We start from the raw sequence: 13,188 nt of genomic DNA, 5'->3' as shown, positions 1-13,188 counted from the left end.
GATGCGGTTCCGCTTCCGGACACTCGGCGCGGCGCTCGCGGCCACGCTGTTCGCGGCTGCGTTCGCCGTCGGCTACGCGAGCCCGTCGGCGTCGCCCGCCGGCGCCTTCGACGACGCGAATCGCGGCCGCCCGCTCGTGCCGCTCGGCTCGGAGCGGCAGTGCGAGCGCTACTCGGGCGTGCCCGCGAAGTGGCGCGACGACCCGAAGGCCGGGATGGTGCACCTGAGCGGCGGCGCGTTCGTGTTCGGCAGCACACGCGGCTATGCGGACGAGCGTCCGGCGGGCGACGGCAAGACGCGCGTCGGCGGCTTCTGGATCGACCAGACCGACGTGACGATCGCGCAGTTCGCCGCGTTCGTGCAGGCGACCGGCTACGTGACCGAGGCCGAGCAGCAGGGCGGCGCGGCCGTGTTTCACGTGCCGACGCGCGACGAGCTGAACGCGCGCGACCTCGCATGGTGGACCTGGGTGAAGGGCGCATCGTGGCGGCAGCCGCGCGGCCCCGGCAGCAGCGTCGACGGGCTCGGCAACCTGCCCGTCACGCTCGTCACGCAGCGCGACGCGCTCGCGTATGCGCGCTGGCTCGGCCGCGATCTGCCGACCGAAGCCGAATGGGAATACGCGGGCAAGGCCGGTCGCGACGACGCGTCGCTCGATGCGGCGCCGCGCGACGCGCAGGGCAAGCCGGCCGCGAACTACTGGCAGGGCGCGTTCCCGGTGCTCGATACGGCCGAGGACGGCCACGCGGGCCTCGCACCGGTCGGCTGTTATGCGGCGAACGGTTTCCATCTGTACGACATGATCGGCAACGCGTGGGAATGGACGAAGGACACATACACGGGCCAGCATCAGTCGCACACGAACGGCGACACGGCGGCCGTCGCACCGCCGACGCGCCGGCACGACACGCCGATGGTGATCAAGGGCGGCTCGTTCCTGTGCTCGCGCGATTACTGCGTGCGCTATCGCGCGTCGTCGCGCGAGCAGCAGGAAGCGGATCTCGGTGCATCGCATATCGGGTTCCGCACGATTCTGAGGGATGCGTCATGAAGCGGGTGATGCATTGCGTTGCCGCGTCGCTGATCGTTGCGTGCGGTGTCGCCCATTCGGGCTGGATCGTTGCGGCCGAAACCGTCACGTCGACGATCCGCGTCGGCGTGACGCACGGCGTGCATGCGGACATCCTGGACGAGGTGAAGCGTGTCGCCGCCACGCGCGGGCTGAATGTCGACGTCGTCGAATTCGACGACGCGTCGCGCATCGATACCGCGCTCGCCGACGGCAGGATCGACGCGGCGAGCTTCGAGGACGCGCAGCGCCTTGCCGCGACGCGCACGGCGAAAGGTCATGCACTGAACGCCGTCGCGCCGACTGTCACGCTGCCGATGGCGCTCTATTCGCGAAAGATCAGGAGTCTGAACGAACTGCAGCCCGGCGCGACGGTCGCGATCCCGGCCGATCCGCGCGGGATGGCTCGCGCGCTCGTGCTGCTGCAGAACGACACGCTGGTGACGCTGCGCGACCAGGCCGGCCTGCACGCGACGCTGTGCGACGTGACGGGCAACCGGCTCGCGCTGAAGCTCGTCGCGCTGCGCCGCGACCGGCTGCATGCGGCGCTCGACTCGGCCGCGTTCGTCGCGATCGACTACGAGGACGCCGCGCGCGCGGGGCTGCAGCCGGCGCGCGACAGCATCAATCTCGAGGATGCGCGCTCGCCGTATGCGAACGTGCTGACCGTGCGCGACGCCGACCGCACGAAGCCGTGGGTCGCGCAGCTCGTCGCCGCGTATCACTCGGACGACGTCGCGCATTTCATCCTGACGCGCTATCGGGACTCGGTGCGGCGGCCGTGGTAGACGACTACCGCCTTGCGTGCAATGCGTGCGGCCGCTGCTGCAACAGCGCGCCGACGCTGTCGTTGCGCGAACTGTTCCGGCATCGGCACCGCTTCGTCGGCGCGCTGACGATCCACCGTGTGCCGAAGCGGCGCATCGGTGAACGAACGCGCGCGGGCGGACGCGAGCATGCGCTCGACGCGGACGACATTGCCGCCTGCGATGCGCTCGCGAACGCGTTGTTCCACCGCGCACGCGGCGCGAACGACGAATGGATTGCGCTGACGCTCCAGGGCTACGACTATCCGTCGCTCGGGCGCTGTCCAGCATTGGCCGACGACGGCCGCTGCAGCGTGCATGCGGACAAGCCTTCGATCTGCGGCGCCGTGCCGCTCGATCCGATGCTGCCGGACCGCCTGCAATCCCGCGTGCTCGCCGGGCGGCGCGACGAGACGGCGTGGCTCGGTGCGAATTGCATCGTCGGCGCGGACGGCGGCACGGCTTCCGTCGATATGGCGTCGGCGCTGCCGCTCGTGACGGCAGGGCAGGTCGCGGACCGCGCGGCGCTCGACACGTTTCGCGATGCGCTCGCGTTCGAGCGTGCGGTATGGCGCGACGCGGTGTTCGCATCGCTGATCGACGGCGGACCGCAGGTGCGCGCGGCGTTGGCGCGGCTTGCGCCCGGCGGTTACCTGACGATGTCGATCGTGCCGGTGCTGCTGGCGGTCGCATCGGTGTCCGCACATTGCCGCGCGTTGTGCATCGACTTCATCGACGCGCAGCGCGCGTTGATCGACGCACGTATCGAGGCGGCACTCGCACGCCGTCGTCTCGACGACCGGCCGGCGACGGCCGAATTGCGCGGCTTTGCGCAGGCACTCGAACGTGCTGGGCACGCACTCGCCGCCATGCCGGCCGCCACGGCGGGCACGCGCACCGACGCCCCGCGCATCGATGCGTGGCTCGACGATCGGCACGCTTCCATCGCGCTCACCGCGTGACACCGGCGGCACGCCGCGCGTGCCTTACACTTGGCGCTCTTTCAACCGTCTCCGATGGGGCGCGCATGTACGCATCGACCTTCATTTTCCGCGCAGGGCAATACGACGACGAATTCCACCGCCTCGACCGGCAGATCGCCGACATGGCGCGCGCGACGCCCGGCTACCTCGGCGAGGAGACGTGGGAGAACGCCGAGGCGAGGCTGATCCAGAACGTCTACTACTGGGAATCGGAGGCGGCGCTGCGGCAGTTGATGCAGCATCCCGCGCATCTGGAAGCGAAGGCGAAGCAGGCGCGCTGGCTGGACGGCTATCGCGTGGTGATCTCGCAGGTGCTGCGCGAGTACGGCGACGGCAAGCTCGCGCAGCCGCATGCGCGGCAGCCGGCGTAAGCCGATCGCCGAACGGGCGATTCAGGCGCCGTGCGTGATCCGCCCGGCATCGCCACACGACATCAAAGCGCCTCGACCAGCAGCCGGTTGCTCTTCTCGCAATACTCGTGACACGCGGCGCGTGCCGCGATCGACGCGCCATGCACGAACTTCGGCGCGTCCGCCCGCCGTGACATCGACACGACGATCGACGGCGGCGAGGGCTGCAGCGGCAGCTCGACGACCTCGCCGCTCGCGATCAGCGCATCCACGAACAGCACCGGAATCGCGGCGACGCCGAAGCCGTCGCGCACGAGCTGCACGATCACCGAGATCGACGGCGAGCCGGTGATGCGCGTCTCCGACAGCGGCACGCCATGCGCGTGCGCGAGCGTGCGCACGATGTCCTCGAGCGCGCGGTGCGGCGCGGTACCGCGCCCGTAGGTCAGGATCGGCTGGCGCAGCACCTGCCGCGCGAGGCCGGTGCGCGCAGTCGGCAGCAGCCCCGCGCGCGCGATCCAGCGCACCGGATAGTTCGCGAGCGCGTCACAGACGACCGACGCCTCGTCGCTTCCCTCCACGCGAATGATCAGGTCCAGTTCGCCGGCCATCAGCCGGCGCTGCAGCACGACGCTGACGTCGACGGTCAGGTCGATCTCCAGTTGCGGATAGTCGGCGGCGAGGCGGCGCAGGTAATGCGGCAGCCAGCTGTGCACGACCGTCTCGATCACGCCGAGCCGCAACTTGCCGCGCAGCGCGCTTTCGCCGGCCGCGGCGGCCTGCAGCTCGTGCGTCGCCTCGACGACGGCCTTCGCATAGCCGAGCAGGTACTCGCCGTTCGGCGTGAGCCGGAATTCGCGGCTGTCGCGATCGACGAGCACGGTCTGCAATTCGTCCTCGAGCGCCTTCAGGCGCTGCGAGATCGCGGCCGGCGTCGCATGCAGCGCGGCGGCCGTCGTGCGGAAGTTGCGCAGCTTCGCGAGCGTGACGAAGGTTTCGAGGAAACGCGTGTTCATGGCGGTCGGCAAGGCGTTGGGCGCGCAGCTTGCCCCGCTGAAAAAATGAACGGGACTGGGGAAAACCCGGCTTCGTGTAAAGAAATTCTATACACGCGACGCAAAAAAACTCGTTGGCGACAAATTTTTTTCTTTTCTATTCTTCGCCGTATCCGCTGACGCAACCGTCATTCCGACGACATATCGATCTGCCCGCGACCATCATGACGCCTACCGAATTCCGCCAGTCCGTGCGCAACGGCACGTTCCGCAGCCCGACGGCCGGCCAGTGCGGCCCGTTCGCGCAAGCCAATCTCGCGATCCTGCCGAACGCGTACGCGCACGATTTCCTGCGCTTCTGCCAGGCGAACCCGAAAGCGTGCCCGCTGCTGGGCGTGGGCGAACCCGGCGCGTTCCGGCTCGACGTGCTCGGCGAGGATCTCGACATCCGCACCGACGTGCCGAGCTACAACGTCTACCGCGACGGGCGCCTGACGGAGCGGGTCGAATCGCTCGAAGCGCTGTGGCGCGACGATTTCGTCGTGTTCGCGATCGGCTGCTCGTTCTCGTTCGAGGACATGCTGGCGCGCGAAGGGATCGGGCTGCGCCACATCGAGGAGGGTCGCAACGTGCCGATGTACCGTACGACGATTCCGAACCGGCGCGCGGGAATCTTCGGCGGCCAGCTGGTCGTGTCGATGCGGCCGCTGCGCGGCGCCGACGCGATCCGCGCGGTGCAGATCACGAGCCGGTTCCCGGGCGTGCACGGCGCGCCGGTCCATATCGGCCATCCGCAGGAACTGGGCATCGCCGATCTCGGCGCGCCCGATTTCGGCGACGCGGTGACGGTGCGCGACGGCGAACTGCCGGTGTTCTGGGCGTGCGGCGTGACGCCGCAAACCGCGCTGATGGACGCGAAGCTGCCGCTCGCGATCGCGCATACGCCCGGCTACATGCTGATGACCGACATCACGAACGCGTCGCTGGCCGTGTTCTGACCCGACCGACGCCGGCGGCCCGCACGGGCGCCGGTCCGGCCCCGACGCGGCGGCATGCCGCGACCACAGACGATCCGCCCGCCCGGAGGGCGGCGCGCACCCGTGGCCCGACGAGTGCGATGCACGCACGACACGCACCACACGCACCACACGCACCACACGCACCACACGCAAGGTTTCGACCGCATATTTCGACAGGAGCTTCACCATGGAAAGCAAGACCCTCGCGGCGCCCGCCGCCGACCCCGCGGGCCCCGCACGCAACGGCCTGTTCGGATGGTATGCGGACGCGCAGCCGCGCGAACGCCGCGCGTTCTGGAGCTGCAAGGTCGGCTACATGCTCGACGGGATGGATACGCAGATGCTGTCGTTCGTGATCCCGACGCTCGTCGCGACCTGGGGCATCTCGCTCGCGGACGCCGGCTTCATCGGCACGATGACGCTGCTCGCGTCGGCGCTCGGCGGCTGGATCGCGGGCATCCTGTCCGACCGGATCGGCCGCGTGCGCACGCTGCAGCTGACGGTGCTGTGGTTCGCCGTGTTCACCGCGCTGTGCGGGCTCGCGCAGAACTATCACCAGCTGCTCGCGGCGCGCGCGCTGATGGGCTTCGGCTTCGGCGGCGAATGGACGGCCGGCGCGGTGCTGATCGGCGAAGTGATCCGCGCCCGCGATCGCGGCAAGGCGGTCGGCCTCGTGCAGTCGGGCTGGGCGATCGGCTGGGGGCTGTCGGCGCTGCTGTATGCGCTGCTGTTCTCGGTGCTGCCGGCCGAACAGGCCTGGCGCGCGCTGTTCCTCGTCGGCCTCGCGCCGGCGCTGCTGGTGGTCGTGATCCGCCGCTACGTGAAGGAGCCGGACGTCTACGAGAAGGAGAAGGCCACGCAGGCGAAGGTGGCCGACGCGCCGCGCCTCACCGAAATCTTCGCGCCGAAACTGCTGTCGACGACGCTGCGCGCGGCGCTGCTGACCACCGGCGCGCAGGGCGGCTACTACGCGATCACGACCTGGCTGCCGACCTTCCTGAAGACCGAGCGGCACCTGACCGTGATGGGCACCGGCGGCTATCTCGCGATGATCATCTTCGGCTCGTGGGTCGGCTACCTGACGAGCGCGTACCTGACCGACCGGCTCGGCCGCAAGCCGAACTTCATCCTGTTCGCGCTCGGCTCGATGGTGATCGCGTTCGCCTACACGTCGCCGGTGCTGCACCTCACGAACGCGTCGATGCTGTGGCTCGGCTTCCCGCTCGGCTTCTTCGCATCGGGCATCTTCTCCGGGATGGGGGCGTTCCTCACCGAGCTGTTCCCGACGCGGGTGCGCGGCTCGGGCCAGGGCTTCTGCTACAACGTGGGCCGCGCGATCGGCGCCCTGTTCCCGTTCCTGATCGGCGCGCTGTCGAAGCACTACGGGCTCGGCGCGAGCATCGGGATCTTCGCGGTCGCCGCCTACGGCGTGTTGATCGTCGCCGCGCTGACGCTGCCCGAGACGCGCGGCCGCGAACTCGACGCCGCATAACGCCGCATGGGCGGGCGCCCGCCCGCCGCCTTTCGACTGCTCCCTTTTCATCGAAGCGCTCACGCGGCGCGCGACGCGCGCCGTGCGGCGGCGCTCGTCCTTCGTTCAACGACGCATCGAGTTCATCGCCATGACTGACCGACACACTTTCCCCGCTTCCTCCGACGCCGCGCGCTGGCAATTCTGGATCGACCGCGGCGGCACCTTCACCGACATCGTCGCGCGCCGGCCCGACGGCTCGCTCGTCACGCACAAGCTGCTGTCGGAGAATCCCGAGCAGTATCGCGATGCGGCCGTGGCCGGCATCCGCCACCTGCTCGGCCTCGCCGACGGCGAGCCGATCACGCCCGAGCGCGTCGACATGGTGAAGATGGGCACGACGGTCGCGACCAACGCGCTGCTCGAACGCAAGGGCGAACGCACCGCGCTCGCGACGACGCGCGGCTTTCGCGACGTGCTGCGCATCGCGTACCAGAACCGGCCGCGCCTGTTCGATCTCGACATCGTGCTGCCCGATGCGCTGTACGAGACGGTCGTCGAGGTCGACGAGCGGATCGGCGCGCACGGCGACGTCGTCGTGCCGCTCGACGTGCAACGCGCGGAAGCGGCGTTGCGCCGCGTGTTCGAATCGGGCGTGCAGGCGCTGGCCATCGTGCTGATCCACGGCTATCGCTACACCGCGCACGAGCGCGCGCTGGCGGATCTCGCGCGCCGGATCGGCTTCACGCAGGTGTCGGTGTCGCACGAGGTGTCGCCGCTGATGAAGATGGTGTCGCGCGGCGATACGACCGTGGTCGACGCCTACCTGTCGCCGATCCTGCGCCGCTACGTCGAGCAGGTCGCGCACGAGATGCCCGGCGTGAACCTGCAGTTCATGCAGAGCAGCGGCGGCCTGACACGCGCCGACGCGTTCCAGGGCAAGGACGCGATCCTGTCCGGCCCGGCCGGCGGCATCGTCGGGATGGTGCGCGCCGCGCGCGCGGCCGGCTTCGAGCGCGTGATCGGCTTCGACATGGGCGGCACGTCGACCGACGTGTCGCACTACAACGGCGAATTCGAGCGCGTGTTCGAGACGCAGGTGGCCGGCGTGCGGATGCGCGCGCCGATGATGAGCATCCACACGGTCGCGGCCGGCGGCGGTTCGGTGCTCGGCTTCGACGGCGCGCGGCTGCGCGTCGGGCCCGAATCGGCCGGCGCGAACCCGGGGCCGGCCGCCTACCGGCGCGGCGGCCCGCTGACGGTGACCGACTGCAACGTGATGCTCGGCAAGATCCAGCCCGATCACTTCCCGCGCGTGTTCGGCCCGCATGCGGATCAGCCGCTCGACCGCGACGGCGTGGCCGCGAAATTCGCGGCGCTCGCCGACGAGATTCACGCGGCGACCGGGCGGCGCGACACGCCCGAGGCGCTGGCCGAAGGGTTCCTGGAAATCGCGATCGGCAGCATGGCGAACGCGATCAAGAAGATCTCGGTGCAGCGCGGCCACGACGTGTCGCGCTACGTGCTGACGACGTTCGGCGGCGCGGGCGGCCAGCACGCCTGCGGCGTGGCCGACGCGCTCGGGATGACGCAGGTGTTCGCGCATCCGCTCGCGGGCGTGCTGTCCGCTTACGGGATGGGGCTCGCCGACCAGACCGCGATGCGCGAGCGCGCGGTGGAAGCCGTGTTGTCCGATGAATCGTTGCCGGCGCTGAACGCGGCGCTCGACCGGCTGGCCGACGACGCGGTCGGCGCGCTGCTCGAACAGGGCGTGGCGCCGGAGCGCATCGCGACCGAGCGGCGCGTGCACCTGCGCTACCAGGGCACCGATTCCGCGCTCGACGTGCCGGCCGGCAGCGTCGCCGCGATGCAGCAGGCGTTCGAGGCCGCGTACCGGCAGCGCTATGCGTTCCTGATGCCCGGCACGCCGCTGGTCGCCGAGCTGGCATCGGTCGAGGCGATCGGCCGCTCGGATGCGCCGGTCGAGATCGCGCCGCTCGTGCCGCGCGACACGGGCGCGGCGCCACGCGCGCACAGCGCCGTGCGTTTCCATTCCGGCGGCCAATGGCACGATGCGGCGCTGTACGTGCGCGACGCGCTGCTGGCCGGCGACGCGATCGACGGCCCGGCGATCGTCGCGGAGAAGAACGGCACGACCGTCGTCGAACCCGGCTGGCGCGCGCAGATGACCGCGCAAGGCAACCTCGTGCTGACGCGCACGACGCCGCTGCCGACGCGCCGCTCGCTCGGCACCGATGCCGATCCGGTGCGGCTCGAGATCTTCAACAACCTGTTCATGTCGATCGCCGAGCAGATGGGGCTGCGGCTGCAGAACACCGCGTATTCGGTGAACATCAAGGAGCGGCTCGACTTCTCGTGCGCGATCTTCGACGGCGACGGCAACCTGATCGCGAACGCGCCGCACATGCCGGTGCATCTCGGCTCGATGGGCGAGAGCATCCGCACGGTGATCGAGCGCAACCGCGGCCGCATGCGCGACGGCGACGTGTTCATGCTGAACGACCCGTATCACGGCGGCACGCACCTGCCGGACGTCACCGTCATCACGCCGGTGTTCGCGGACGGCTCGGACACGCCGCTGTTCTACGTCGGCTCGCGCGGCCACCATGCGGACATCGGCGGCACGACGCCGGGCTCGATGCCGCCCGATTCGACGCACATCGACGAAGAAGGCGTGCTGATCGACAACTGGCAGCTCGTGTCGGCGGGCGTGCTGCGCGATGCCGACACGCGCGCGCTGCTCGCGTCGGGCCGCTATCCGGCGCGCAACGTCGAGCAGAACATGGCGGACCTGCGCGCGCAGGTCGCGGCGAACCAGAAGGGCGTCGATGAGCTGCGGCGGATGGTCGGGCAGTTCGGCCGCGACGTCGTGCTCGCGTTCATGGGGCACGTGCAGGACAACGCGGAAGAAGCGGTGCGGCGCGTGATCGGCGCGCTGCAGGACGGCGCGTATCGTTATCCGCTCGACAACGGCGCCGAGATTCGCGTCGCGATCCGCGTGGACCGCGCGGCGCGGCGCGCGGAGATCGACTTCACCGGCACGTCCGCGCAGCTCGACAACAACTTCAACGCGCCGAAGGCCGTCTGCATGGCCGCGGTGCTGTACGTGTTCCGCACGCTGGTCGGCGACGACATCCCGCTGAACGCCGGCTGCCTGAAGCCGCTGACGGTGATCGTGCCGGCGCGCTCGATGCTGAACCCCGAGTATCCGGCGGCCGTGGTATCGGGCAACGTCGAGACGTCGTCGGCGATCACCAACGCGCTGTACGGCGCGCTCGGCTGCGTCGCATCGAGCCAGGGGACGATGAACAACTTCACGTTCGGCAATGATCGCTACCAGTACTACGAGACCATCGCCGGCGGCAGCGGCGCGGGCGACGGCTTCGCGGGCGTCGGCGCGGTGCAGACGCACATGACGAACTCGCGGCTGACCGACCCGGAGGTGCTCGAATGGCGCTATCCGGTGCGGCTCGACTCGCATCGACTGCGCGCGGGTTCCGGCGGCGCCGGGCGCTGGCGCGGCGGCGACGGCGCGGTGCGGCGGATCCGCTTCCTCGAGCCGATGACCGCGTCGATCCTGTCGAACAACCGGATCCACGCGCCCTTCGGCGCGGCGGGCGGCGAGGCCGGCGCGCTCGGTCGCAACACGATCGAGCGGGCGGACGGCACGGTCGAGACGCTCGAGCATATCGGCCGCGCGCAGATGGCGCCGGGCGACGTGTTCGTCGTCGAAACGCCGGGCGGCGGGGGGTACGGCGCGGCGGGCTGAGCGACGGGGTGTGACGCACGCGGAAAGCGGTGCGGCGGGGCGCCCGCCGTACCGCTTTCGCGCGTTCCGGGCGGCGATCGCACCGGTTCCATTCATGCCGCTGCATCGGCCGCGCGGTCCGGCGATCTATTCGCTCGCGCCGATCGACGCGATGTTGCAACGGCGCTGGGAATAAGGGCGCGCATTCACGCACGAACGGGCAACGCGAATCCCCGATTCCGCGCGCGGCGCAACGCGATCCGACCCCGCCGCAGCGCCGTGCCGACACATCGCTGCCGGGATGCCTCGATTTCCCGCAAACCGCCGTCCGGCGGGGCGCTCCGGCGATTCCACCGGCCGGGTTCGACGCGTTCGCGACCGGCTTCGTGCCTCCCGCCGATCACGAAAAATCCGTCATGCCAACCGAGTTCCGATTCCTTGACACCCCGTTCCAAATGTGAGTGCCAATCTTCTTCGTCATTTGATAAGATGGGTTCCATCATTCGTTTGGAAAACCTGCGCGCGAGATGCGCGAACGCCGGTTCGCATTGGTTGGAAACAAGTACGGAACGAGGGCCACTGGCACGGTCATCACGACTGCCCCACCAGGTACGCGCACTGCGCGCCCGGGGATCGGGGGCGGCCGGCTCGCCTCCGTCTACACTGTGCGTTTTTTCTGGATCGGGGCGTGTCCATGGATGACGAAAACGATCGCGCCGTGCTCGAAGCGCATCTCGGTACGCATAGCCCGTGCTGGCGGCTCGGCAGCGACAGCAATGCACTCGAGCTGGCCGCCGTTCGCGGCCTGACCAATGTCGCGGTGGCGCTGACCGGCGAGCAGGCCGCGCGAATCCGCGCGCTCACCGGCGTCACGTCGCACCTCGTGCTCGAACTCGCGCTGTTCGGCGATCCGGTCAGCCTCCATCTGGTCGGCAGGAAGGTCGACACCGCCAATTGGGCCGGCACGGCCTCCGCCTATTCCGATACCGCGTCCGTCGCGGGCGACCTCGCGCACGGGCTCGCGTTCGCCGAGCAGGTCGTGTCCGAGGTGAATTCGCTCGTCGTGATCCTCGACCGCAACGGCATGGTGCAGCGCTTCAACCGCCTGTGCGAGGAAGTGACCGGCAAGCGCGAGGTCGACGTGATCGGCCGCAGCGCGTTCGAGCTGTTCATGAGCCCCGACCAGGGTGCGCAGTCGCGCAGCAACATCACCGGCTTTTTCGCGAGCAACCGGGCGTTCGAGGTCGAGCGCTACATCAACACGGTCAACGGCCCGCGCCTGTTCCAGTTCCGCAACAAGTTCGTGCAGAGCGGCAGCGGCGCCGACGAGCAGTTCCTGATCTGCTCGGGCGTCGACGTCACCGAGGAGCGCAACGCGCAGCAGCGGCTCAGCGAACTCGCGAATTCCGACGTGCTGACCGGCTTGCCGAACCGTCATGCAATCAGCGAGCGCATCCGCGTCGCGCTGGCCGCGGACCGCACCGACGTGCGCGGCCAGGTCGGCATCCTGTTCCTCGATCTCGACAACTTCAAGCGCGTCAACGACCACTACGGGCACATCACCGGCGACCGCCTGCTGCAGGACGTGTCCGCGGTCATCGGCGGCTGCCTGCCGTCCGGCGCGACGCTCGCGCGGCTCGGCGGCGACGAATTCCTGGTGCTGTTCGAGCACGGCACGCGGCCGCTGCTCGAGGCGACCGCGCAGATCATCCTCGAGCGGCTGCGTACGCCGATCCACCTCGGGCTGGTGGAGGTCTACACGAGCTGCTCGATCGGCATCGCGATGTATCCGCAGCACGGCGATTCGCTCGAAACGCTGATCCGCAGCGCCGACACCGCGATGTACGTCGCGAAGGAAGAGGGCAAGCATACGTACCGCGTGTTCTCGCTGGAGATGAACCAGAAGGTCGCGAAGTACATGTGGCTCGACACGAACCTGCGCAAGGCGCTCGAGGAAGAGCAGTTCGTGCTGCACTACCAGCCGGTCGTCGACATCGCGACCGGCGACGTGCACGCCGTCGAGGCGCTGATCCGCTGGCAGTCGCCGGATCGCGGGCTCGTCGCGCCGATCGAGTTCATCCGCTTCGCCGAGGAATCGGGGCTGATCGCGCCGCTCGGGCGCTGGGTGATGCGCACCGCGGCCGCGCAGGCCGCCGCGTGGAAGGCGAAGGGGCTCGACGTGCGGATCGCGGTGAACGTGTCCGCGCGGCAGTTGCAGGACATGAACATCGTCGATCAGTTCGCGTCGATCCTCGACAGCGCCGGGTTGAAGCCGAGCCTCGTCGACATCGAGCTCACCGAAAGCAGCTTCATCGAGGACGAAGAAGCGGCGCACGAGCTGATGAAGCAGTTCCGCCAGCTCGGCGCGGAGGTTCACCTCGACGATTTCGGCACCGGCTATTCGTCGCTGTCGCAACTGTCGCGGCTGCCGCTCGATTCGATCAAGCTCGATCGCAGCTTCATCACGGGCATCGACCGCAACCCGCGCTCGCAGGCGCTGGTGCGCTCGGTCGTGTCGCTCGCGCGGGCGCTGGGTTTCTCGGTGGTCGCCGAGGGCGTCGAGACGCACGCGGAAGCCGAATTCCTGAAGCAGATCAACGTCGACCACGCGCAGGGTTTCTACTTCGCGCGGCCGATGCCGGCCCAGGCCTTCGAGGCCTGGCTCGCGGAAACCAGAAAGCTCAGGCTGATCGCCTGAGCCTCCCCGCATGACGGGCGCCGCTGCT

At 69.5% G+C, this 13,188-nt stretch carries 9 protein-coding genes; 8 read left to right on the top strand and 1 reads right to left on the bottom strand.

Features of this window, described 5'->3' with window-relative positions; translation table 11 throughout:
• Position 1: 1 nt before the first annotated feature.
• The 4 genes from DIE02_RS10865 to DIE02_RS10850 all read left to right on the top strand — a co-directional run bounded on the left by DIE02_RS10865 (position 2) and on the right by DIE02_RS10850 (position 3,229).
• Positions 2-1,051: a formylglycine-generating enzyme family protein gene (locus DIE02_RS10865; protein WP_124487718.1), complete on the top strand. Its 1,050-nt coding sequence runs from the start codon at positions 2-4 to the stop codon at positions 1,049-1,051.
• Positions 1,048-1,857: a MetQ/NlpA family lipoprotein gene (locus tag DIE02_RS10860; RefSeq protein ID WP_124487717.1), complete on the top strand. Its 810-nt coding sequence runs from the start codon at positions 1,048-1,050 to the stop codon at positions 1,855-1,857. The genes DIE02_RS10865 and DIE02_RS10860 overlap by 4 nt, the downstream gene beginning before the upstream one ends.
• Positions 1,851-2,837, top strand: a complete 987-nt coding sequence (locus tag DIE02_RS10855; RefSeq protein WP_124487716.1) for a YkgJ family cysteine cluster protein — start codon at positions 1,851-1,853, stop codon at positions 2,835-2,837. The genes DIE02_RS10860 and DIE02_RS10855 overlap by 7 nt, the downstream gene beginning before the upstream one ends.
• 65 nt (positions 2,838-2,902) lie before the next feature.
• Positions 2,903-3,229 (top strand): antibiotic biosynthesis monooxygenase, encoded by a 327-nt coding sequence (locus DIE02_RS10850; protein ID WP_124487715.1) that lies wholly within the window; start codon positions 2,903-2,905, stop codon positions 3,227-3,229.
• 62 nt (positions 3,230-3,291) lie between these two features.
• Here DIE02_RS10850 and DIE02_RS10845 read toward each other — a convergent pair whose 3' ends face one another.
• Entirely contained in the window at positions 3,292-4,224 is a 933-nt protein-coding gene (locus DIE02_RS10845; RefSeq protein ID WP_044847290.1) for a LysR family transcriptional regulator, read from the bottom strand.
• 203 nt (positions 4,225-4,427) lie between these two features.
• Here DIE02_RS10845 and DIE02_RS10840 point away from each other — a divergent pair, with 203 nt between their 5' ends.
• The 4 genes from DIE02_RS10840 (at position 4,428) to pdeR (ending at position 13,160) form a co-directional block, all read left to right on the top strand.
• On the top strand, positions 4,428-5,201 hold the full coding sequence (locus DIE02_RS10840) for a putative hydro-lyase (RefSeq protein WP_124487714.1): 774 nt from the start codon (positions 4,428-4,430) through the stop codon (positions 5,199-5,201).
• A gap of 208 nt (positions 5,202-5,409) precedes the next feature.
• Complete coding sequence (locus tag DIE02_RS10835; RefSeq protein ID WP_044847288.1) at positions 5,410-6,714, top strand: MFS transporter; 1,305 nt, start codon at positions 5,410-5,412, stop codon at positions 6,712-6,714.
• Between the two features lie 130 nt (positions 6,715-6,844).
• Complete coding sequence (locus DIE02_RS10830; RefSeq protein ID WP_124528958.1) at positions 6,845-10,483, top strand: hydantoinase B/oxoprolinase family protein; 3,639 nt, start codon at positions 6,845-6,847, stop codon at positions 10,481-10,483.
• A gap of 673 nt (positions 10,484-11,156) precedes the next feature.
• Complete coding sequence (gene pdeR / locus DIE02_RS10825) at positions 11,157-13,160, top strand: cyclic di-GMP phosphodiesterase (protein ID WP_124528956.1); 2,004 nt, start codon at positions 11,157-11,159, stop codon at positions 13,158-13,160.
• Positions 13,161-13,188: the final 28 nt, after the last annotated feature.

This window comes from Burkholderia sp. Bp8991, assembly GCF_003853795.1.
Lineage (GTDB): Bacteria > Pseudomonadota > Gammaproteobacteria > Burkholderiales > Burkholderiaceae > Burkholderia.
This window is presented reverse-complemented; position numbering and strand designations above follow the sequence as displayed.

Bases quoted from the DNA above. Each gene is read 5' to 3' on its own strand.
- pdeR (WP_124528956.1), top strand. From the start codon at position 11,157: ATGGATGACGAAAACGATCGCGCCGTGCTCGAAGCGCATCTCGGTACG.
- DIE02_RS10845 (WP_044847290.1), bottom strand. From the start codon at position 4,224: ATGAACACGCGTTTCCTCGAAACCTTCGTCACGCTCGCGAAGCTGCGC.
- DIE02_RS10860 (WP_124487717.1), top strand. From the start codon at position 1,048: ATGAAGCGGGTGATGCATTGCGTTGCCGCGTCGCTGATCGTTGCGTGC.
- DIE02_RS10865 (WP_124487718.1), top strand. From the start codon at position 2: ATGCGGTTCCGCTTCCGGACACTCGGCGCGGCGCTCGCGGCCACGCTG.
- DIE02_RS10830 (WP_124528958.1), top strand. From the start codon at position 6,845: ATGACTGACCGACACACTTTCCCCGCTTCCTCCGACGCCGCGCGCTGG.
- DIE02_RS10850 (WP_124487715.1), top strand. From the start codon at position 2,903: ATGTACGCATCGACCTTCATTTTCCGCGCAGGGCAATACGACGACGAA.
- DIE02_RS10835 (WP_044847288.1), top strand. From the start codon at position 5,410: ATGGAAAGCAAGACCCTCGCGGCGCCCGCCGCCGACCCCGCGGGCCCC.
- DIE02_RS10840 (WP_124487714.1), top strand. From the start codon at position 4,428: ATGACGCCTACCGAATTCCGCCAGTCCGTGCGCAACGGCACGTTCCGC.